Annotated in this window: 20 protein-coding genes; 6 read left to right on the top strand and 14 right to left on the bottom strand. The window is 54.2% G+C overall.

Translation table 11 applies throughout. The features are described from left to right. Positions 1-2: 2 nt before the first annotated feature. From MCP_RS06795 to ahcY, 3 genes are read right to left on the bottom strand one after another with little or no spacing between them, the layout of a single operon-like run. The gene (locus MCP_RS06795) at positions 3-1,091 is read right to left on the bottom strand and encodes a phosphotransferase family protein (RefSeq protein WP_012900097.1); all 1,089 of its coding nucleotides are present in this window, start codon (positions 1,089-1,091) and stop codon (positions 3-5) included. Continuing rightward, entirely contained in the window at positions 1,091-1,993 is a 903-nt protein-coding gene (locus MCP_RS06790; RefSeq protein WP_012900096.1) for a PfkB family carbohydrate kinase, read from the bottom strand. The genes MCP_RS06795 and MCP_RS06790 overlap by 1 nt, the downstream gene beginning before the upstream one ends. Before the next feature lie 12 nt (positions 1,994-2,005). Beyond that, on the bottom strand, positions 2,006-3,274 hold the full coding sequence (gene ahcY / locus MCP_RS06785; protein WP_128567080.1) for an adenosylhomocysteinase: 1,269 nt from the start codon (positions 3,272-3,274) through the stop codon (positions 2,006-2,008). A 211-nt stretch (positions 3,275-3,485) separates the two neighbouring features. Here ahcY and MCP_RS06780 point away from each other — a divergent pair, with 211 nt between their 5' ends. The 4 genes from MCP_RS06780 to MCP_RS06765 all read left to right on the top strand — a co-directional run bounded on the left by MCP_RS06780 (position 3,486) and on the right by MCP_RS06765 (position 6,354). Further along, entirely contained in the window at positions 3,486-3,950 is a 465-nt protein-coding gene (locus MCP_RS06780; RefSeq protein ID WP_012900094.1) for an Lrp/AsnC family transcriptional regulator, read from the top strand. A gap of 77 nt (positions 3,951-4,027) precedes the next feature. Next, entirely contained in the window at positions 4,028-5,548 is a 1,521-nt protein-coding gene (locus tag MCP_RS06775) for a PAS domain S-box protein (RefSeq protein ID WP_012900093.1), read from the top strand. A gap of 112 nt (positions 5,549-5,660) precedes the next feature. Continuing rightward, entirely contained in the window at positions 5,661-6,098 is a 438-nt protein-coding gene (locus tag MCP_RS06770; protein ID WP_012900092.1) for a PadR family transcriptional regulator, read from the top strand. Between the two features lie 13 nt (positions 6,099-6,111). Beyond that, positions 6,112-6,354 (top strand): hypothetical protein, encoded by a 243-nt coding sequence (locus MCP_RS06765; protein ID WP_012900091.1) that lies wholly within the window; start codon positions 6,112-6,114, stop codon positions 6,352-6,354. Positions 6,355-6,824: 470 nt separating this feature from the next. Here MCP_RS06765 and MCP_RS06760 read toward each other — a convergent pair. The 7 genes from MCP_RS06760 to MCP_RS06730 form a co-directional block, all read right to left on the bottom strand. Further along, a protein-coding gene (locus MCP_RS06760; RefSeq protein ID WP_394296150.1) for an IS3 family transposase occupies positions 6,825-8,008 on the bottom strand; the annotation gives its coding sequence in 2 pieces (ribosomal slippage) (positions 6,825-7,714 and positions 7,714-8,008; 1,185 coding nt in all). Positions 8,009-8,234: 226 nt separating this feature from the next. Continuing rightward, positions 8,235-8,915 carry a metal-dependent hydrolase gene (locus MCP_RS06755; RefSeq protein ID WP_012900088.1) on the bottom strand — a complete coding sequence of 227 codons (681 nt, stop codon included), beginning with the start codon at positions 8,913-8,915 and terminating at the stop codon, positions 8,235-8,237. A gap of 60 nt (positions 8,916-8,975) precedes the next feature. Next, positions 8,976-10,166 carry a DUF362 domain-containing protein gene (locus MCP_RS06750; protein WP_012900087.1) on the bottom strand — a complete coding sequence of 397 codons (1,191 nt, stop codon included), beginning with the start codon at positions 10,164-10,166 and terminating at the stop codon, positions 8,976-8,978. A gap of 5 nt (positions 10,167-10,171) precedes the next feature. Continuing rightward, complete coding sequence (locus MCP_RS06745; protein ID WP_012900086.1) at positions 10,172-10,363, bottom strand: hypothetical protein; 192 nt, start codon at positions 10,361-10,363, stop codon at positions 10,172-10,174. A gap of 82 nt (positions 10,364-10,445) precedes the next feature. Further along, positions 10,446-12,521: a TRAP transporter permease gene (locus MCP_RS06740; RefSeq protein WP_012900085.1), complete on the bottom strand. Its 2,076-nt coding sequence runs from the start codon at positions 12,519-12,521 to the stop codon at positions 10,446-10,448. A 146-nt stretch (positions 12,522-12,667) separates the two neighbouring features. Further along, the gene (locus tag MCP_RS06735) at positions 12,668-13,165 is read right to left on the bottom strand and encodes a DUF1850 domain-containing protein (protein ID WP_012900084.1); all 498 of its coding nucleotides are present in this window, start codon (positions 13,163-13,165) and stop codon (positions 12,668-12,670) included. A gap of 20 nt (positions 13,166-13,185) precedes the next feature. Beyond that, positions 13,186-14,172: a TAXI family TRAP transporter solute-binding subunit gene (locus tag MCP_RS06730; protein WP_128567079.1), complete on the bottom strand. Its 987-nt coding sequence runs from the start codon at positions 14,170-14,172 to the stop codon at positions 13,186-13,188. A gap of 193 nt (positions 14,173-14,365) precedes the next feature. Here MCP_RS06730 and MCP_RS06725 point away from each other — a divergent pair, with 193 nt between their 5' ends. Together MCP_RS06725 and MCP_RS15370 are read left to right on the top strand one after the other, a co-directional pair. Next, positions 14,366-14,989: a LysE family translocator gene (locus MCP_RS06725; protein WP_012900082.1), complete on the top strand. Its 624-nt coding sequence runs from the start codon at positions 14,366-14,368 to the stop codon at positions 14,987-14,989. Between the two features lie 59 nt (positions 14,990-15,048). Then, complete coding sequence (locus tag MCP_RS15370; RefSeq protein ID WP_128859979.1) at positions 15,049-15,243, top strand: hypothetical protein; 195 nt, start codon at positions 15,049-15,051, stop codon at positions 15,241-15,243. A 10-nt stretch (positions 15,244-15,253) separates the two neighbouring features. Here the strand turns inward: MCP_RS15370 and MCP_RS06720 are convergent, their stop codons facing one another. The 4 genes from MCP_RS06720 to MCP_RS06705 all read right to left on the bottom strand — a co-directional run bounded on the left by MCP_RS06720 (position 15,254) and on the right by MCP_RS06705 (position 21,359). Then, positions 15,254-15,943 carry an RAD55 family ATPase gene (locus MCP_RS06720; protein WP_231845188.1) on the bottom strand — a complete coding sequence of 230 codons (690 nt, stop codon included), beginning with the start codon at positions 15,941-15,943 and terminating at the stop codon, positions 15,254-15,256. Positions 15,944-16,036: 93 nt separating this feature from the next. Then, positions 16,037-18,073, bottom strand: a complete 2,037-nt coding sequence (locus tag MCP_RS06715) for a type II secretion system F family protein (RefSeq protein ID WP_012900079.1) — start codon at positions 18,071-18,073, stop codon at positions 16,037-16,039. Positions 18,074-18,083: 10 nt separating this feature from the next. Beyond that, a complete protein-coding gene (locus MCP_RS06710; protein ID WP_128859978.1) occupies positions 18,084-20,105 on the bottom strand; it encodes a type II/IV secretion system ATPase subunit in 2,022 nt (673 codons plus the stop codon). Positions 20,106-20,360: 255 nt separating this feature from the next. Continuing rightward, a complete protein-coding gene (locus MCP_RS06705) occupies positions 20,361-21,359 on the bottom strand; it encodes a hypothetical protein (protein ID WP_012900077.1) in 999 nt (332 codons plus the stop codon).

Raw genomic sequence — 21,359 nt, 5'->3', positions numbered from 1 at the left:
GATCACTTCTTCAAGTATTGATCGGCGTTCTTATAGTCGAACTCATCGGCATCGAGGACATTATCGATGAAATTAAAGAGCTTTACACGGATCTCTGGCTTCAGTCCGGGATACCAGAGGGGGCTGGCGACCACCAGGGCCCGGAACACGTAGAACGGCGGCATGTACTTCACCATGTCAAAATCGCCGCTCTTTATTAGATAATTCTCGATAAAGCGCTCGAAAAGGTCCTTGTATTCTCCCTTGAGCTCCCCGTACTTCTGCAACGAATAGAACAGGTAGTTCATGCTCATGCAGGAGACATCGTCGGCAGGCTCTCCGTACTCGCCCCGGCTCCTGTCGAGGACCGTAAAGTCGACGCCGTTCCTGAACATGATATTCCACGGGTGGAAGTCGCCGTGGACGACGCACAGGCGATGCACCTTATCGTGAAGCTTCCAGCGCCATTCCACGCACTTTTGCTCCATGCGCTCGAAGTCGCTCTCCGAATAAAACTTGAAGTCTTTCGGATAGCTGTCGACCAGGCCCATGATGCATTCGCCCGAACCCACCAGTTCCCGGATACGACGATGGTAAAGTACGGGCTCGTCATGCTTCTGCGAATGGATATAGGCCAGGTAGTCAGAGAGCGCCAGGGCCCGGTCTACATCCAGAGGGTGGAAGAAATGGGTATCACGGATACGGTCCAGGTCACGGTAATATTCGAGGCCGCCGACGCGGTCCATTAATATAAAGAACTCGTCGGCCTCGCCTGCGCTCTTGAGGCCGCCATATTTGGTAAAAAAGCCCGCGTCGAGCGATCGGACATGATTCGGCAGCGTATTAAAGGCCATGTTCTGCCATAAAATGGCGGAGGCCCGGTCCGCGAACGTGTCGTGGCCGAAGCCCTTCTGCACTTTCATCGAGGACAGGACCGAGGACCGCATCTCGCCCTCGACGATATAGTCTACCGCGTATGGCTTACCATAGCCGAATCCTTTTAGCTCCTTTTCCCCCGGCTCGGCGCCCATCGGCAGGATCCTCACCAGCCGTACCGGCTTCGCGAAGACCTCCGACAGGTACTTTTCGACCTCTTCCCTGTACTCTGCCATCAGAAGGAAACTATGTCCTGGAATATCATATACCTATTGAAAATATCATCGCGGGTAATCTTTTTAAGCTTGTTGAGGCTGAAGTCCTCCGCGTTATAGGAGGCGATAGCGCTCCCGAAAATGACCGCTTTTCGCATGTTCCTCGGAGAGATGTCCTCGGTCCTGGCAAGCCAGCCTATAAAGCCGCCGGCGAAGGAGTCGCCCGCACCCGTCGGGTCGACAAGCTTTTCCAGCGGGTACGCAGGGGCGCTAAAGCATGCGCCGTCCGTGAACATGAGCGCTCCGTGCTCGCCCTTCTTGATGATGACGGCCTTCGGGCCCAGGTCGAGGAAGGCGCGCCCCGCATGCACCAGGTTCGGCGTCTCCCAGTACTGCCTGGCCTCGGCATCATTCAGGACGACGGCGTCGACCTTTTCGATCATCTTCGTAAGGGCTTCCTTCTTATTCTCGATCCAGAAGTTCATCGTGTCCATCATGACGAAGCGCGGCTTCTTCATCTGCTTGTAGACCTTCATCTGGACTTCGGGGTCCGTGTTAGCTAAAAATAAATATTTAGACTGCCGGTAAGCGTCCGGCAGTTTCGGGTCGAACGCGGCCAGCACGTTCAGCTTCGTGTCCAGCGTGTGGGCCTGGTTCATGTCGTACTCGTAGAACCCGGACCACCGGAAGGTGTCGCCCTTCTTGACCTCGACTCCGGAGGTATCGACGCCCATCGTGTTCAGGAACGTCAGGTACTTCTTCGGGAAGTCCTTGCCGACTACGCTGCAAACGCCCGTTTTAGCAAACCCGCGGGCGGCGACGGAGGAGTAAACGGCAGAGCCGCCCAGGACCTCTTTAACCTCGCCGAAGGGAGTTCTAATGCTGTCCAGGGCTACGGTGCCCGATATGACCACGTCGACCACGCTTAGGCCTCCTTATGTGCCCATGCTCCAGGAGCTCAGGTATTTCTCCTGCTCCTTCGTGAGCTTCTCGATGCTGATGCCCATGGTCTCCAGCTTCATCTTCGCCACACGGTTGTCGATGGCTTCGGGGACCTTGTAGACCTCATTCTTGAGCTTCTTGTGGTTCTCGACGATGTGTTTGACCGAGAGCGCCTGGTTCGCGAAGCTCATGTCCATGACCTCGGGCGGGTGGCCGAACGCGCAGGCCAGATTGACTAAACGGCCTTCTGCCAGCACATAGATCCTGCGGCCGTCGTCCAGGACGTACTCCATGACGTCGGTCTTGACCTCGTTAACTTTCTTTGCCATCTTACCCAGGTCCTCCAGGTCGATCTCGACATTGAAATGTCCCGAGTTGCAGACGATGGCCTGGTCCTTCATGAGCTTGAAGTGCTCTTTCCTTATGACGGAGACGTCGCCAGTGACCGTGATGAAGAGATCACCCTCTTTCGCGGCCTGCTTCATGTCCATGACGCGGAAGCCGTCCATGGCGGCCTCGAGGGCCTTGCGTGGGCTGACCTCGACGACGATCACGTTCGAGCCCATGCCCTTTGCACGCATTGCCACTCCGCGGCCGCACCAGCCGTAGCCGACGACCACGACGTTCTTGCCGGCAAGAAGGATGTTCGTGGCGTTTATGATCCCGTGGAGGGTGCTTTGCCCGGTGCCGTACCGGTTGTCGAACATCATCTTGGTCTCGGCGTCGTTGACCGCGATGACCGGGTACTTGAGCGCGCCATCGGCGGCCATGGCCCTGAGCCGGATAACGCCGGTGGTCGTCTCCTCACAGCCCCCGTAGATGCCCTTCAGGTATTCCGGGTGCTTCGAGTGTACGGTCGCGATCACGTCGGCGCCGTCGTCTAAGGTAACATTCGGCTTGATCTTGAGGGCGGACTCGATATTTTCGTAGTACTGTTTCTCGTTCTCGCCTCTTATCGCATAGACCTTGACGCCGCCCTTCGCGAGGGCCGCGGCCACGTCGTCCTGCGTCGAGAGCGGGTTGGAAGCGGTCAGCGCCACGTTCGCGCCGCCGGCCTGCAGGGTCGAGATGAGGTTCGCCGTCTCTACCGTGACGTGCAAACATGCGATGACGTTGACGCCCTTCAGGGGCTTCGTCTTCTGGAACTCTTCCTTGATGTAGTTCAGTACCGGCATGTGGCGGCGGGCCCATTCGATGCGCTCGGCGCCCTGTTTTGCCATCTTTATATCCTTAACGACGTAATCCTTCACAAATATCACCATGAACGTGATGTTAAATGAACTGGTTGTTTTGTTTACGTATAACGATAAATTAGTATTTTAATCTTTCTTAATGTTATATTATTTATTATTTGTTTTAACATGGTGGAAAAGACTTATGTACGTGCCGTGCTATAGCTATATACGGAGGCTTAACGCGAAGTTAATGTGTCGTTATATGGCCCGTAGCATAGTTAACTTCCCGTAAAATCACATGATCGATGAAATCGACCGCAGGATCGTGGCGGAGCTGGTAAAGGACTCGAATATACCGATGGCCCGGCTGGCCGGGGAGTGCGGTGTCACCCGCCAGACGGTCGCGTCACGCATCAAGAAGCTTGAGAAGGAAGGAGTCATTAAAAGGTATAAGGCGGCCGTAGACCTCGAAAAGCTGGGGCTGCACTCGTATTTTATCCTGTTCCTGAAGCTGGACGTCTCGGACCAGGAAAAGGCGGCGGAGTTTATTCGTTCCATAAAGACAGATCCGAGCGTTCTTATGGACGTCTCCATCACGGGGGAGTGGGACGTCATGCTGCTGCTAGCCTTCTGCGACGTGAAGGAATACGAGTACTATACGAACGACCTGCGCGTCAGGATGGGGCCGATGCTGAAAGACAGCAAGAGCCATGTCGTCCTTAATTTTTATAAGGGCACGGACGATTATGTACCGGGCCTTTAAGGCACAATTTTTATTACTAAGTTTTATCAAAAGTATTTTATATAGTATATTTTATGTGACTGTAGACTTCTTTCATCATGACCGTACATTCCCATAATAAAACTGCGGACGGGCGGGACGCCGCCCTGGCAGAAAAGCTGCGAAAGAGCGAGGAACGGTTCTTCCAGCTTATCGAGCATTTACCTCTTCCTACCGTGGTTTCTGACAGCGAAGATAACATCGAGTACATGAATAGTAAAGTCACCCGTTTTTTCGGATATAGCCTCAGGGACGCGCCGAGTATCGAAGACTGGTGGCCTCTCGCATATCCCGATCCTGCATACCGGTCGATGGTCATGGCCCAGTGGAATTCTCTTATCAGCCGGTCAGAAAGCGACGAGATAGGCTTGATGGAGTCGAACGTGACCTGTAAGGACGGCACGGTGAAGGTCGTGGAATTCTTTGGTACGTACATAGGGGATAAGATGCTGGTGATGATGCGGGATGTGACGGAGCGAAAGCGCTCCGAAGAGAAGCTGCAGGCGAGGGAAGCCCGGCTGAATAGCATTTTCAGGGCAGCTCCGGTGGGCATAGGGCTCGTTGCAGATCGCGTTATCCAGGATGTGAACGACAGGCTATGCGATATGACCGGCTACTCCCGCGATGAGCTTATCGGCAAGAGCGCACGCATATTTTACCCGTCGGACGAGGAGTTTGATTTCGTAGGCCAGGAGAAGTACCGCCAGATCGGGGAGCGCGGCACTGGCAGCGTCGAGACCCGGTGGCAGCGTAAGGATGGCAGTATCATCCATATTATTTTAAGCTCGACGCCGCTGGACCCAAAGGACTGGAAGGCGGGCGTGACTTTCACGGCGCTCGACATCACACTGCGCAAAAAGTACGAGGAGGATCTGAGAAAGTCGAAAGCCCAGGCGGAGCTCTACGTCGATCTTATGGGCCACGATATCAACAACATGAACCAGATATCCCTGGGATTTTTAGAGCTGGCCCATGGCATCATGAAACTCGAGGGAAAGCTAGACTTGAGCAATATAGAACTCATCGAGAAGCCCATCGAATCGTTGAAGAATAGCTCGAAGCTCATCGATAACGTGCGGAAGCTGCAGAAGGAGAAGGAAGGGCTGTATAACCCGGCCATAGTGGACCTGGATTCTCTGCTCGAGGAGGTTAAATCCTATTACATATCTGTACCGGGCCGCGATGTGACGATTAATTTTGTCCCGGCCGGCGGCCACAAAGTAATGGCGAACGAGCTCCTGAAGGACGTTTTCATCAATATCGTGGGCAATGCCATCAAGCACTCGTCGGGGGCTCTAGATATCAGTATAACCATTAAAGAGACGGTAATAGGCGATAAAAAATACTACAAAGTTATGGTCGAGGACAATGGCCCCGGGATCCCGGACGGGCTAAAGCAAACGTTGTTCGACAGGCTCAACCTGACCAGTACACGCGCCCGCGGGAAGGGATTCGGCCTTTGCCTTATAAAAATGCTCATCGACGATTATAGCGGTAAATTCTGGGTCGAGGACCGCGTCGAGGGCGATTACCGGAAAGGTGCCAGGTTTGTCGTCATGCTTCCGGCCCTGGACAGCTAGCCCATATTATCTAGTTTTTTGTACCCGACACATAAGCTATATATAATAGCAAGTGCTATATCGGATTGGCGATATCGATTATTCGATATCGTTTAAACGATAAGGTGAGATCATGCCCGATATGCGTAATTTCTGGAGAAAATTCGATAAGCTGGGCCGGTACGGCGGCTATGGCGGCCTGCGGACCTGGATCCTGTATACGCTTAATGACAGCCCTAAGAACGGGGCCGAGATCATGGACGCCATCGAGTCCATGAGCTACGGGAGCTGGCGGCCTTCGCCGGGCTCTATTTATCCTCTGCTCGTGAAGATGGTCGAGGAAGGCCTTATCAGGAAACGAGAGGATGGCCGCTATGAGGCTGCCGATACTACGTATGATGAGTTCGGACGGGGGATGGATAGGGCATATTCGGCTGACGGTGCCATCAGGGAGATCGAGAGCTACATCTCATATCTGGAAGACCTACCCCTGGAGAAGATCAAGCCCCTTGCGGATAATCTTGGGCATATCGAACAGAGGCTTGAAAGATTACGAAAGAAATTGATCTGAATAAGGTGATATCATGGTACTTGGTAGAGTGATCAGAACCGTCCTGGGAGCCGTTTTCGGCGCTATCTTCGGCTTTATCGTCGGATGGGTCGTAGAGCTATTCCCCAGGTTCAATGCCGCCCTGCTCTCGGGACTTCAAGGCCTGACCGGCCTGAGCGGCATACGTATGGCTGCGCTGCTTGCCGCCATCGGGTTTATCGTCGGCATACTGGCCGGCCTGCTCAGCGGCGGACACCGCCACTGGCACCAATATTAACTTTTTGTAAAATTTTTATCATATGCCTTTAGCTGATTCGAATTCCCTCTTTCCCATAATGCCGTCTGGGCGTGTCCTCAATTACAGGGGCCAGTAGTTTCGTGTTAGTATTATTAGCGTTTGCTTTTGTTTAAGGCACTAAGCTGACGGAGGCACTATTCTCACCACAATGGCACAGAGTTCACGAAGGCTCACTAAGATTTTTTTAAATGTAAGGGACAGAGGTCACAAAGACCGGTTCATTGTCTTTAGGGCACAAAGGAAACAATGGCACAACGGAATGAACAAGAGAACTTTTTGTCATCGTGTCATTGTCCCCTTTGTGCCTCTTGACCCAAAAAGCCATCTCTGTGGCCTTAGTGACTTACATTTAAAAGAAAGCTTTGTGAAACTCAGTGAGCTTAGTGCCATTGTGGTAAAAATAGTGCCTCTGTACGCTTTGGAGTGCTTCCATAAAAGTAGACAATTAGTTAAGCCACAACATTCATATTTAATGTTTTCTCGTATTCGATTGGCGATCTGTATCCTATCGACGAGTGTAATCGTTTCTGGTTGTACACTTCGTCGATGAACCGTTCGATGTTCTCCATTGCATCCTTGAACGTCTCGTACTCGTTCAGGTATACCTCCTCGTACTTCAGGGTCTTCATGAAGCTCTCGGCGAACGCGTTATCATACGGATTGCCACGCCTGCTCATGCTAACCCGGATACCGTGCTCAAGGAGGCATTCCACGTACTCCTTAGAGGCGTACTGGACTCCCTGATCGCTATGATGAACCAGGCCGCCTAACTCCGTCCTCCTGGTCTCCAGTGCATTATGCAATGCTCCCAGCGTCAGCCGAGTGTCAATGTTACGGCTGAGCATCCAGCCCAGGCACCGTCTGCTGTACACGTCTATCACTACGGCCAGGTACACGTATTCCCTGGATAACTGGATGTACGTGATATCGGCCACCCACAACTGGTTAATACCGGAGATCCTCATGCCCTTGGCCAGATTCTCGTACACCCGCATGCTATGGTTAGAGTCAGTAGTACAATGCCTGTACCGTCTTCTCACGCAGAGCAGATTATCCTGTTTCATCAGCTCGTACACCCTTTTCAGGCCTGCCCGATGCCCTCGACGGACGAGTTCCACCCCCACACGCCTGTACCCATACCTCGGGTAATCGAGGGCGATACGCTGGATCTCCTCCCTGAGCAACAAATCAGGCCTACATGGCTTCACCCTGCTTCGGGCATGCAGCCACCGGTAATACCCACTCCTGCTGACCCCCATCAATTCCACAGCCCTCGATACCGGAAGACTACCACGACATTCCAGTACGCTCATATACGATCTCTCCCTCGATCTTCTTCCGCACGTTTCTTCATGTTGGCCAACGCTCTTTTTAAAAAATCATTCTCCGCATACAACTGGCCAACCAGCCTCTCCAACTCCCTCGTCCGATTCTCATCCACGCGAGCCTTACACTTACCCTTACCCTGAAACGCGTCAGGATCCTTCCCATGCTCCCGCTTCCACCTCGCGACAAGGAACCGTGTGAGATCATGTTCCCGACACACCTCTGCCACACTCTTACAACTCTCAAGCTCCCGCAACACCTGAAGCTTAAACTCCCGCGAAAACCTCCGCCGCTCCATCTTACCCATCAACACACACCTCTAAGCAGATGTGCCTTAACTACCTGTCCACAAAAACGGGAGCAATCCACTTAGTGACTTAAAATAGACTATTCTAGATAAGGCAATAAGCATGCAACAAATCTGGAGTAAGCACGGAACTACTGGCCCCTGTGGTTGAGGACACGCCCAGACGGCATACAGCGAAGGGATAGAAAAAAAATTTCAACCCAAACTGCGGAAGAATAAAAAAAATTTATATGTCTATTGAGTCACCGGGCTCCATCACGACGGCCTCGGCATCGGTCTCGTCCTCGACCATCTTCTGGAACTTCCACGGGTCGGCCTTGATCACGTCGAACGTATTATAGTGCATGGGCACGACGAGCTCGGGCTTGATGAGCTTCACCGCCATAACAGCAGCCCTGGCATCCATAGTGAAACGCCCGCCGATGGGCAACAAAGCCACCTTAGGCTTATAAAGCTCGCCGATAAGGGCCATGTCGCTGAATAAGGCCGTATCTCCGGCATGGTAGACGACACTGGTGTCCTCGATGACGACGCCCGCAGGGCTTCCTGCATCCCAGCCGAATCCCGCCTCGTCGATGCCGTTCGAGTGGACAGCCTGGACCAGGGTGTATTTCACCGGGCCCAGCTCGATGGTGCCGCCGATGTTAGAACCCAGCGCATCGATGCCCCGGGATTGCATGTACTTCGCCAGCTCGTTGACGCCGATGATCTCACATTCGGTCTCCTTCGCGATGCTTATGGCGTCGCCCATGTGGTCGGCATGGCCGTGCGTAATGACGAGGACGTCCGGGCTCACCTCGTCCCATTTGACATCGGCCATTGAATTACCCATAAAGAATGGATCGATGATCGTATCGAGGCTGTCTTCGACCTCGAAATTTGAATGGCCATGCCAGGTGAGCTTCATACGAATTATCTCCATTATAATATATGGCGTGTAGATATTAAACCGTTGCCTTATTTTATCTCATGCGGCAGCTTCGACCCTGAACTCGAGCTCGCCGTCCGGTATGCGCTCGAACATGGGCGTATTGGCCGCATATCGAACGAAAGTCGGGAGCTCGAACACGTCGCCCCGGCGAATGAGGCCCAGCATATCGCACGGTATGATCTCCGAAGCCTTTTCTGTTATGGCATATACGCCGAAGTCACGGGTGCTGCCCATGCCCGCTTCGCGGGCCAGCCTCAGGAAGTACTGGTCGGCGTAGGAGTCGAGGAATTCCTCGTCGGGCACGGAGCGCAGTTCGCTCAAACGATACGTTGCCTCGCTCGCCAGGTACTCCGGGGAAAAGCCGGCATAATAGCTTTCGGCGGCGTCGATGGTGGCCGGATTGTTCACCGAGGCAAGCACGACGTACTCCTGCCTGGGCATTGCGGGGCGGTAGAGCGGGCCGTCGCCCTCGCCCGATATGATGCCCTCGATCACGCATATCTCGTCGAGGTCGAAAGAGGTCAGTATGGCGTCGTGCACCTGTACGAATGTCTCGCACAACAGCTTGTATCCCTTTGCCATGTTCTTCCTCGAGATGCTCGCCCAGAGCGGGTCGGCACAGTAGTGGCCTTCAGCGCGCCGTTTAGAGGGCTCCAGGGCGCCGTACATGTTCTTCACAGCCCCCGTGATCACCGCGTTACTATGGGACTTCAGCTTCGCGATGTTCACGACGCCGTCGATCTCGGTGAATATCCCGTTCACTTCCAGGGAGGCAAAATCCTCATTCCATACCTTCGACGGCGACACATGCACGCGGTCGCCCGCCCCGGTGGTTATCGTATCATAAAGTGGCACTTCGCTGCCTTCAAGCAACGATTCGCAGCCCATCTGCAGGAACACGCCCTTCGTTCCGCCCGGCCATTTAGTGCCCTCGGCGATGAACGGCCGGCCCCCGTGCGACTTAATGAAGTCACAGGCGGCCATAATAGAGAACGGGTCAGTGCAGACGTGATTGTGGACGCTCAGGTCGGACTCCCTGGGGCCGTATTTGAGCGAGGGGTTCGGCGGCTGGGTGAAGTTCGGCTTGACCATGATCGTGCCGCTCAGCCGTACCTTATCGAGCCGGCCGTCATGCTCCAGCACGTTCAGCGCCTCCATGGTATTATCGTAAGCGGCCCTCCCGAGCGTTGGCGCCTCCCTGCTCACGGCAACGACGTCGAAGTTCATGATGATCACCGGATAATGTCACACTTTTTCGAATGATAAAGGAAAGAGATGTCCTCGTAGCAGCGCGGGCACAGCATACCGTATCCCTCAAGCTCGCGCATGTCGTAGAGGCACAGCGGCTGGCCGCATATAGAGCATTTCGCGTTCTCGTCCATCGCCCGCCCGCACCTCGAGCACTTCAAGTAGCCCTCTGCCATCAGGGTAAATTAAAATACGTTTTTATATTAATCTTGGCTGGGCTAACAGCGTTTTAAAAATAAAAAAGATGCTGTACCGGGCCTATCGCCTGATGGCGATGAACGGAGTTAATTCGATCGTCTTACCGGACTTGATCCTCGTGGTGTTCAGGAAATACACGATGGCCAGGCAGGATATGCCGAAGACAGCGCCCCAGAAGTTCGGGTATATCAGGGCCAGTGCAGAGGCAAACAGGATGATACGCTCGATACGGGTACAGTTCGTGATGAAATAGCCGCAGAGCGATATCTGCAGGCATATGATGCCGATGAAGACCGTGATGATGTCGAACGCCGCACCCCCGATCGACATGGGGTCGCTGAAGTTAATGCCCAGGAGCAGGATCGCCGGCGAGAACACGAAGGCGAACGGCACCAGCAGCTTATTCAGGGAGATCTTGAAGGCCTCCACGCCCGTCCAGAATTGATTTGATTTTGCGATACCCGAGGCCGCGTAGGCGGCGAGGGCGACGGGCGGCGTGATATCGGCGATCACGCCGTAATAAAGCACGAACATGTGCACCGCCATCAGGGGTATTGCCGCGCCCGTGGGCAGGTTGAACTTGATGATGGCCGGGACGGCCAGCACGACAAGGACGACATACGTTGCGGTGGTCGGCAGGCCCATGCCCAGGATCAGGCATGCGATCATGGTGACCACCAGGGCCACGAATAGAGAAGCTACCGGCAGTGAGCCGAAGAGCCACACGAAGTAGCCGCCCATTGACATGGAAAGGCTGCCGACCGCGGAAGCGATGGTGGCGCCAAGGCCGGTGAGGGTGGCCACGCCCGATATGATGCCCGCGCAGGCACATGCGAGGGCGACGCCTACCGAGCCCTTCGTGCCTTCCTCCAGGGCTGCGCGTAATTGCTTGATGCCCATGCGCGTATCCTTACGGACCCAGCTTATCAGGACGATGGCGATGATGCTGTAGAAGCCCGCCAGCTCTACGGAGAGCTGGGCGAAGATGATCAGGTAGAGCAGCAGGATGACCGAGATGAACATGTAGCCTTTTTCTTTAAAGAGCTTCCACGCGTCCGGAAGCTGCGACCGGGGCACGGACGGGAGGTTGGATTTTCCCGCCTCGAGGTGGGCCATGACCCACAGGCCGAAGAAGAAGGCGATGGCCGGTATGGCCGCGGAGATAATGATATGGTTATAAGGGATGTGCGTATATTCGACCATCAGGAAGGCCGCAGCGCCCATGACCGGGGGCATGATCTGGCCGCCCGTGGAGGCGGAAGCCTCGACTGCACCAGCGAACTCTTTCCTGTAGCCGGCTTTCTTCATCAGGGGTATGGTAAAGGAGCCCACGGTCACGGCGTTCGCGATAGAGCTTCCCGATATCATGCCGAAGAAGCCCGAAGCGAGGACGGCCGTCTTGGCGGGGCCGCCCTTTCGCCAGCCGGTCAGCGCATAGGCGAGGCTGATGAAGAACTCGCCGGCGCCCGAATATTTGAGGAAGGCGCCGAAGAGGATGAAGACGATGACGTACTGGGCGGAGACCATCAGGGGCACGCCGAAGATGCCCGAATCGGTGTACCAGAGGTTCGATATGATCCGCTCGATGCCGAATCCCTTATGCTGCAGGAATCCGGGCATGTAGTTGCCGAAGTAGGCGTAAGCGATGAAGATCGCGGCGATGACGGACAGCGCCGGGCCGACGGTCCTCCGGGTGCCCTCGAGCACGAGCAGTATGCCGATGCCGCCGACGATATAGTCCGTGGTCGTCATAGCGCCGATCGACTGGGTGAGCGTCACATAGTTCACGATCCAGTACATGCAGACAAAGATGGCAACGGCTGCGATGGCCAGGTCGTAGACCGGTATCTTATCGGCCCCTTTCTTACCGCTAAGGACCTTCGAGGATATCGGATAGATAAAGAACGCCAGCACCATCATGAACATGAGGTGCATGGTGAGATGGAACTGGTAAGTGGGCATTCCCGCATAGGCAACGTAGAGGTGATAGAACGAGGAGGTGATCGCGACGGCAGAGACGGCAAGTAAGCCCCAGGCAGTGAGACTGCGGATATTAGAATACTTAACTTCCAGCTCGTCGAGCTCTTCGTGCTTTAGCTTTATATTGCCATTAATATCTCCGCTGTCCTCACCCATTTTAACCCACCACGTCCAGTTAATTGATATGATATAGCATAGCATGCGACTGCCGATTCGGCAATCGGATAGTATAAGTTAATATTTTAAAAGTAACCTATGCGATATAAATCTTTTGGGATTTGAATAATTGCCACGATTTCACATCAAATATGTAAAATAAAGATATTTATGGGAGAATCTCTCGAAATTTTAATTGTAAATTTGTTGTTTTCCTTTAATTTGTCATAAATGTAATATTCTGAGTTATCAATAATGACCCTGTGGCGGGAAATATTTCCGGTGCCGTACGTCACCTCGTCATAGGTGCGATCATAATTGCGGATGATGAACTGGCCGTTCTCGCCCTGCTCTATCTCGTATGAAGCATCAGAGGGGAGGCCTGCGCCGCTGGATTCGAAGACTGCTGAGTAGAGTGCCAGCCGGCCCCCATTATCGACGACGTATGTCTCGTTAACGTATGTCTTTTCTACCGAATGCGTGTAGTTGACGGATATCCTGTCTCCGGGATTTATCGGCTCCTCGATAAGCGTACTGCCTTTTATATCGGAGATATTAACCACCATCACTATCGGCAACATGAGCAGCAAGGCCAGCGCAAAGAGAGCCAGGAATAATAAAAAGAAAACAGGATTGTTTTTCATAAAAATAAATAAAAAGGGGATTACGGTGCTTTTATCCCCTTTTCGTCGAAGTACTTCGTGGCGCCAGGGTGCATGGGAATTGTCATGCCCGTGTAGGCATATTCCGGCGTAATGTAGCCGGCCATGGCGTGACTGTTCTTGAGCGTGTCCGTGTTGTTGTACATCACCGACAGCAGGTTGTACACGTCATCCGAGGACATGTCCTCGTAGGTGATGAGCCAGGCGATGACGTTCAGCGTCTCGACCGGGGCGTCCATGCCCTTGTACATGTCCTTCGGGAGCGTCGTCTTCGTGTAGTACGGCGACTGGTTTATGAGCTTATCAGCCTCGGGGCCGGTTATGGGTAATATACTGACGTCCTTGGACGTGGCGAGGTTCGTGACGCCCGCCGTGGGGGCTCCGCCACTCCAGAAGGCCGCATCCGCCTGGCCGTTCTTGAGCCGGTCCGTTGCCGTGCCCAGGGCGTTGTTGTCCACGGTGATGTCGCTCTTATTGATGCCGTAAGCCGCCAGGATCTCGAGCGCGTTGAACTCCGAGCCGCTGCCCGCCGCGCCGACGATGACCCGTTTGCCCTTCAGGTCGCTGATGCTCTTAATGCCGGAGTCCTTCAGGACGATGACCTGGATGGTTTCCGGGTATAAGGCACAGATGCCCCTCAGGTTCTTACTCGACGTGTTGAAGAGCTTGGTCCCATCGTATGCTGCCTTCATTACGTCGTTCTGGACGGTCGCGAAGTTGTCCTCCTTCGACGCAATGCGCCTGCAGTTCTCAACCGATGCGCCGGTCGTGACCGTCGTGAGCTTCATGCCGATAGACGCGTTGTTCACAATGCTCGCGATGCTCGTGCCGATCGGGTAATAGGTGCCGGTCGTGCCGCCTGTCAGGAGCGTGTACTGGGCGACGGGCTTCGGGGTCGCGGTAGCGTTGGCGCCGGGCGAGGTCGTCGGGCTGGTACACCCGAAGGTGAATGCCGACACTAATACCACTAAGATCGCTAAAATGCACATCTTGCTTAAACTATTCAATTATACCTTCCTCCAATGTAGGACATCAAGAGCACATATCATGCCCTTGAAAAACGTGTTTAGCTAGGTATAGCGGCCTGAATAAATAAAGGTTTGTGCAGTATGGTATCATGTGGCATCCGATTTATTATCATGCCGGTAAATTTTTATATAGCATCGGTATTTACGAGTCCCTGTGTTCGACATCCTCGCCGCAGGCTTCGTCATAGGGCTGACCCATGCCATGCCGCCCGGCCCTATTACTTTTGAAGTGATCAAGCGAGGAGTGTCCGAAGGCTTACTTTCGGCCCTAAAGGTCGATTTAGGCGCCGTGGCCGCGGATGCGCTTTTTTTCGCGCTCATCGTTATCGGCCTGAGCCAGGTGCTGGGTAGCCGCACCGGCCGTATCGCCATGTGGCTTTGTGGCTGCGCCCTGCTGGTGTTTCTCGGCGTGCGGGGTATCTATAAGCTGTTCAGGAAAAACGGCGTGAAGGGTGATGATAAAGAGCAAGGCTCCTCGCCCATGGCAGCAGGATTCCTGATATGCATAACCAGCCCGTTCGCCATCGTATGGTGGACAGGCGTGTTCGCCGGGACCATGGCCGTGCATCTCGGGAGCGATGCGGGCTCACTGCTGGCCATGTTCGCCGGCATAGCGATCGCCTGCCTCGGCTGGTACGCGCTCATCGGTATGATAAGCGCTGCAGGCAAAAAAGTATTCAGGCCGTCATGGATGTCAGTACTCTCGCTTTTATGCTCCCTGATGATGCTCGCCTTTGCGGCCATCCTCTTCTGGAGAGGCTACACGACGTTCATGTGAGCCGACACCGTGAAAAAAGCGGGCAACATATATTGGCCTGTCCGGGCTTTGAACGTTTCATGAACGCCAGAGGATTATTGTTCACATGCCTGGCCTTGATCACCGGAAGCATCCTGCTAGTGCCCATGTCGACACAAATAGGCATATCGGGCAATATGGCCTCGATGCTGTCGTCACTCTCACTACTGGGAGGCATCTGCGCGGCGTTCCTGACCGTCAGGGAAGAAAAAGAAGCAGAAAAAGCCCATCGATAGCCCGAAAAAGTTACACGATATCCCGGGACGTATCGATGGTGATACGGTCGGTCACCTTGAACTTGATATAGTCCGTAACGGGACTCATGCCCCGGATCTTGGGCAGGGTCAGCTTATTGACGATCTTATCGCCTTTGCGCTCAAGGTCGATGTCGAAGATCACGTCGCACCAGTACTGGATACGGCTCTCGACGGACTCATGATGCACGCCTTTGATCATCATGAGGTAGCAGATGCCGTTGCCGTCGTTGATAATGTCATATATCCTGTCCAGCAGGGTCTTGAGCTCGTCGGCATCGACCCCCAGCTCGACTAAAAAGCTAAAGCTGTCGAAAATGATCGTGAAATCATTCTCTTTTTTAGATTCAAGCGTAGCCAGCCAGTTATTCAGGAACTCGATAAGCTTTTTTATCGCCTTATGCTTATCGGGCTCATGGGGCAGTATCTTTTGGTAATACTCGGAATGCAGGTCGAGGAACTCGACATCCGGCACGTCCAGGTCAAGCTCCTTCATATCCCGCATGATGTATCGGGGATCCTTGCTGGTCGTTATGTAGTAGGTCTTTCTGGGCGTCGCCAGCTCTAAGAGAAATACCTCCGGCATCGACTTCGGGTTGGCGGAAAAATAGACCAGGGCCCCGATGGGGAGGCCGCCGCTCAGGTTACGATCAAGAATGTCGACCCCTGTGGGAAGCCGCATTTTTGGGACGGCGGCCTCCGCTATATCAGAGGATTCACTAATGTTATTTGCCCCCATTATTTCGTTTATGATACTCACCTTTTTACATAAAGACTAGATGAATAGCGCGAACATGACGTATGCGATGATCATCATGATGATCGCGTACTTCAGGCCTGACATCCACCTTCCCTCGCCCATTACTCCCGCGAGTAAGCCGGCGAACATGCCCTGGAGTATGACCGCATGGAAGAACAGCCGGTAGTAATCCTCGGGGTTGAACGCTTGTATATAAGTCGCGCCCGCTGTTGCTGCGCTAGAGCCAGCTGCTGCAGCATTGCTGTTCCCTGCGCTGTACATGACCGGTATGAAGCTGGACGAAAGCGTGTAGACGCAGTAGATGAACACGCAGAACGTTATGAAGATGATGGCCACGTAGATCAGCATGCCGTCTGAACGCTCTCTGCGTATGCGCTCGCCCATCTTCGCGTCGTTGGCCGCGACGTTCAGGACGTCACGTATGTCGCCGCTCGACTCCGAGGCCTTGGTGATCAGCGTGATGACCCTCTGGGAGAGAGCCGTGTTCAGCGAGTTCCCGAACATCTTGAGAGCCGTGTTCACGTCTATGCCCCACTGGATGTTCCGGTTGATCTTTTTAACTTCGCTGCTGATGGTGCCGAAGTTGTCGTTGCTGATCAGGGCGATGGACTGCGTCAGAGTCATGCCCGTCTCGTTGGTGGACGCCAGCTTCTTGAGGAAGTCGGGCATCTCCGCCGATATCTTGCGCTCCCGCCGGATCTTGTTCTCGAAGAAGACGGAGAGAGGTATCATCAGGATCAGCATTATGAAGATGAGGATGTCGTCGAAATAGCCGATGATCGGGCCGTATAAGACCAGCGGGTCTGAGATATTCGCCGTTGCGCTGTTCTGCATCAGCGTCACGTTCGTCATCGCGCTGCTCAGGCTACCTAAGGTTAATGCTAAATAGAGGCCCGTAAAGAGGATCGCGACCGGCACGCTGATCAGCAGCGAAAGCTCCGGCTTTTCCATGATCGGCTTTAGTGGGTTTTGCATGAACTCCTTACGCTTCTGGCTGCTCTTGCCCGCTTTGATCGCGCCGATCAGCTTTTGCTCTTCGGCTTTCGAGCGGCCGGAGTCCTCGATCGGGATCGAATCGTATACGTTCGTATTCGGGATCTCGAACTTATTGACCGCCTCTTCCTCCGTGGGAGTGATCATGCTGATCATGATGGTGAACGCGACGGAGCCTATCGGGACCATGGCGTAGATGATGATGTATAACAATATGTTGCTGCCACCGTTCATGATCGTCATGACAGACTGCATGATGATGATGAACAGGGGCGCCGCTACCAGGGCCGTAACGTACGACTCGGCGATCAGCCCCAGTATCTCGAGGAACGATTTTTGGTCCTGTAAGAGCCTCTGCTGGTACTGGTCGGTCTTACCGTACAGGTACTGCGTGACGTCGCCGCCCGAGTCGATGACTGAAAGCAGGTTCGTCAAGAGGTCCTGGAGCAGGTCCGACGATGTCTGGTTAGTACAGTTGATGATGGCCGTACGGAGGTCGCTGCCGAAGTAATCCATGTCCCGTATGATAATGCCTATCTCGCGGGAGATATCGCCGTACGTGCTCTCCGCCGAGTTCAGCGCCCGCAGGATGCCGATGATGTCCATTCCGCCCTTTGAGAGCGCGTACATGAACGTGACCGCATATGGTATCTGCTTGTTTATCTTCGACTTACGGTCGCTGGCGTTGATCGCCGGTATGAGCATGACGACCGTGTAGGTTACGTAATAGCAGAACACGGCCATGATGGACATGCCCAGGATTATAACGATGATATCGGTGAAGGGCGCTATCCAGGATAGCGATTCCGGCATATGGATATTCGTAAAGTTGCCCTTGGTGTTGAGCACGTTAAGGATGAAGAAGGCAATGACAACGCCGATGAGGGCCCCTATGAAGCCGACGATGGCCGAAACGAGGTACGCCACGGAAGCATACACCTCGTAGGACTGTGCCATGTGGGCCTGCCGGAGACTTTTCTGGAGCCCGTAGAACTTTTCCTTGTGCTTTCGCACTTCTCCGCCGAATATGACGTGCGCGATGGTGCTGAACTCGTCCATGCCGACCGCCTTATTCCTTGATGCCGAGCGTTTCCAGCACACGGTCCGGCTTGACTGCGTAGGCGTGGATGATGGCCGCGATCTGCTTGAACTCGCGTATGTTGTTGTTCAGCATGTATTCGAGCACCTTCTGCCTGCGCATCAGCTCTGCGGACAGCTCGCGCTTGCTCCAGGCCCTGCGCTGGGCGATTTCGCCGAGCACGCGGGATTCGCCGACGCGCTCGAACCGGTCCGTGGACGAGTTCCAGACAAAGATATCGTTCGTCCGGATGTTCCTCGTGTTCGGGTCGATGTCGTTGATCTCGACGATCTTCATGTTACGCCTGACACGCTTATTTTTCAGGTAAGTCTGGGCCTGGATGCTGATGATATCTAGCGCTGTGATCATGGTTCTGGGGACGCTGATCGGGGGGTTCTCGAGACGATGGATCGCAGATTCGACCGAGTCTGCGTGCATGGTCGAGAAGGTCGTGTGGCCGGTGGACATCGCCTGGAACAGGGTCAGGGCTTCCTTGCCCCTCACTTCACCCACGAGCAGGTATTCGGGCCTTTGCCTCAGTGCCGCCTTCAGCAGGGTGTACATCTCGATGGCGCCCTTGCCGTCGGCCGTGAACGAGTCCCTGGTCAGGCCGGGGATCCAGTTCATGTGCGGGAGCTTGAGCTCGCGGGTATCTTCCAGGGAGACGACTTTCGCCTTTGGCGGGATGAACAGCGATACGGCGTTCAGCGACGAGGTCTTGCCCGAAGCCGTTCCGCCGGAGAAGATGAGCGACTTGTTGTTCTCGATGCACAGCCAGAGGTATGACATGATCTCGCTCGAGAAGGTGTTCCACGCGATCAGGTCGATGGGCGTGATGGGTACCTCCTTGAACTTACGGATCGTGAACGTGCTGCCCCTCGTCGTTACCTCCTTGCCCAGCGTAAGCTGGATACGGGAGCCGTCGGGCATGGTCGCGTCTACCATGGGCTCGGCGATGGATATGTGCTTGCCGCACCGCTGGGCGAGCCGGATCACGTACGAGTCGAGCTGCCTCTCGCCGTACACGATGTTGGTCATGATGTTCTCGTAATTCTTATGGTACAGGAAGACGGGGGTATCGAAGCCGTTGTTCGAGATATCCTCGATGAAGTTGTCGTGCATCAGCGGGTTGATCTTGCCGAACTCGAGGTAGTCCCGGTTGATGTAGTACATTATCTTGTAATATGACTTGGTATCGATCTTCCCGATGTAATCGCTGATGGTCTGGTTGACCTTTTCCCTGAGCAGCTCCTTCTTGTCGGTGGTAGCGTCCAGGTTCTCCATCATGAGGACGTCCTGGAGCCGGTCGTAGACTTCAACGAGCAGCTCCTTCTCGAACATGGTCAGGGAAGGCTCGCATACGTAGTACAGGTAGTTATTCGTGCTCTCGTTATAGAGGATGACGATGAACGCGTAGGGCTCGTCCACCCAGTAACGCTCGACCTCCTCGTATCCCGTAACTCCGGGGAATGACGTCATGGGGCCGTGTTTTTCAGGGTCGTATGGCTCGAATACGATCTTCTGGCGAAGCTTACTCTTATCCTTTTTACCCTTGCCCTTCTCGACCTTTTCCTCTTCGTCGGACTTTACGACACCCTCGCCCGGCTTGACGATGCTGGTGAGCTCCTTCATGATGTCTTCTTCGGTCTCGAGGCTTCCGGCGGGGAAAATAACATTGCCGGTCTCCTGGCCGCTCGGGGTCGCGGCCCGGCTGGCAGGGCCGGCGGGTATGGCCTCGGCAGAAGCGATCCCGGCTGCCGGCTCCGGCTCGGCAACGGGCTTAACCGGCGCAGACGGCTCTGTTATGACAGCGGATTTCGCGGGCTCGCTCTGGAAAATGCGGCTGAGCCGCTCGTCAGCGGCATCGACGGCATCCGTTTCTTTCGGCGGCGCCATGTCGCTGTCTATGCCATAATAGCCTGTCACGCCTGTCTCGCCGGCGGGCGTTTCAGCAGCCAGCTTTTCGGCCTGTTCGGAAGGCGTGGATTCTTTAACTGACGCTTTCTTTTTCATCAGGCCATAAAAAGTTTTTTTATCGTCTTCGTGTTGCTCAAAATCGATGTCTTTTCCGGTTCCTGACACTACTTACACTCCCCGTACTCTGTATAGTTGCCCTTGCATAATGATACTATAATGATTTGGCGTTATAATATTCATATCGAGCTTATGGGTATATAAACTTGGCGTATAAGCCCTCGAAGTACGTATATATAATTTTTGTTTTTTATAAAAAATTTGGTCATTAACGAAATAAAATATGTATAAAAATTATACGATTATTTTCCATCCGCTATCGTCGGCCATGTTGAACATGCCTTCGATGTAGTACACTTCGCCCGGCGAACGGTCGTAATGGATGCTGCTCCAGTGTACAGTGATGGCATCGTGGCCCCCTATGATGCCTGCGGAGATCATATTATCGATAAGCACATATTGCACGACCATCTTTTCTCCGGCTGTGCCATAGGTCGCGGACATGTTTTTCGCCATGCCGGCGATAGAAGCGCTGTCCATTGGCTTGAGGCTGGTGCCGTCGGCTTTGGCGAGCAGCCTTGCAGCCCGGGTATATTCGCCCGACCCGATGCGGTCGAAGTAGCTCTGGACCGCCCTTTCGGGAGTGCTATCGATGTCGCCGGGGCCGTAGGCGCTTCGTAGGGCATATGCGACGGACCCGTCCTCCGTCTTGACCATATAGAACACGGGCACGGGCGACGACTCGTGCATATAGTACATGACCTCGACGTCCAACGATACTTCCATATATTGTACGTGTTTCGTGCCGTAGTATATCGTGCAGTTCTCGTAAGTGCCTGCCGGCACGGTGACCGAGTCCGTGCCATAATAGGCATACGTGGAGCCGGGGCTGTTCCAGGTATCGTCCATGGTGGTCATGTTGAGCGCCTTTGGCATCGCGACCGTCTGCATGCCGCTGCCGTCGACCAGGGTCATCGTAGCGTTGTTGATACCTTCGTGGCCCCGGTTAAGCCAGACGTCCATACGGCTCGAAGTATTGCCGGACACCAGCACGGAAGAGAGCCGGTCGCCGTCTTCCTCGCCCGGATAGGCGAGCACAGTGAAGAGGCCCGTACTCTGGTTATCGCTCGTAGCCATCAGATATGTCGCCATGCTGAACTTCGATGGGTCGAAAACGTCTTTCCCCGAGAGAGTCGTCATATCTCTAGTGGCCGGAGCGGTGCAGCCGGCCATCGATAATATCGCCGCCAGGGCGATGAGTGTGAGCACGAACGTGATGTCTTTCTTCGTCAT

The sequence above is a fragment of the Methanocella paludicola SANAE genome (assembly GCF_000011005.1).
Taxonomy (GTDB): Archaea; Halobacteriota; Methanocellia; order Methanocellales; family Methanocellaceae; genus Methanocella; species Methanocella paludicola.
Note: the sequence above shows the minus strand (reverse complement) of the source record. Positions and strands in the feature narration are given on the sequence as shown.

Coding starts and splice junctions, on each gene's coding strand:
- MCP_RS06745 (WP_012900086.1), bottom strand. CDS start 10,363: ATGGCAGAGGGCTACTTGAAGTGCTCGAGGTGCGGGCGGGCGATGGAC.
- MCP_RS06730 (WP_128567079.1), bottom strand. CDS start 14,172: ATGTGCATTTTAGCGATCTTAGTGGTATTAGTGTCGGCATTCACCTTC.
- MCP_RS06705 (WP_012900077.1), bottom strand. CDS start 21,359: ATGACGAAGAAAGACATCACGTTCGTGCTCACACTCATCGCCCTGGCG.
- MCP_RS06720 (WP_231845188.1), bottom strand. CDS start 15,943: ATGCGGCTTCCCACAGGGGTCGACATTCTTGATCGTAACCTGAGCGGC.
- MCP_RS06735 (WP_012900084.1), bottom strand. CDS start 13,165: ATGAAAAACAATCCTGTTTTCTTTTTATTATTCCTGGCTCTCTTTGCG.
- ahcY (WP_128567080.1), bottom strand. CDS start 3,274: ATGGTGATATTTGTGAAGGATTACGTCGTTAAGGATATAAAGATGGCA.
- MCP_RS06750 (WP_012900087.1), bottom strand. CDS start 10,166: ATGAACTTCGACGTCGTTGCCGTGAGCAGGGAGGCGCCAACGCTCGGG.
- MCP_RS06755 (WP_012900088.1), bottom strand. CDS start 8,915: ATGAAGCTCACCTGGCATGGCCATTCAAATTTCGAGGTCGAAGACAGC.
- MCP_RS06795 (WP_012900097.1), bottom strand. CDS start 1,091: ATGGCAGAGTACAGGGAAGAGGTCGAAAAGTACCTGTCGGAGGTCTTC.
- MCP_RS06770 (WP_012900092.1), top strand. CDS start 5,661: ATGCCCGATATGCGTAATTTCTGGAGAAAATTCGATAAGCTGGGCCGG.
- MCP_RS06740 (WP_012900085.1), bottom strand. CDS start 12,521: ATGGGTGAGGACAGCGGAGATATTAATGGCAATATAAAGCTAAAGCAC.
- MCP_RS06715 (WP_012900079.1), bottom strand. CDS start 18,073: ATGGACGAGTTCAGCACCATCGCGCACGTCATATTCGGCGGAGAAGTG.
- MCP_RS06775 (WP_012900093.1), top strand. CDS start 4,028: ATGACCGTACATTCCCATAATAAAACTGCGGACGGGCGGGACGCCGCC.
- MCP_RS15370 (WP_128859979.1), top strand. CDS start 15,049: ATGAACGCCAGAGGATTATTGTTCACATGCCTGGCCTTGATCACCGGA.
- MCP_RS06710 (WP_128859978.1), bottom strand. CDS start 20,105: ATGAAAAAGAAAGCGTCAGTTAAAGAATCCACGCCTTCCGAACAGGCC.
- MCP_RS06765 (WP_012900091.1), top strand. CDS start 6,112: ATGGTACTTGGTAGAGTGATCAGAACCGTCCTGGGAGCCGTTTTCGGC.
- MCP_RS06780 (WP_012900094.1), top strand. CDS start 3,486: ATGATCGATGAAATCGACCGCAGGATCGTGGCGGAGCTGGTAAAGGAC.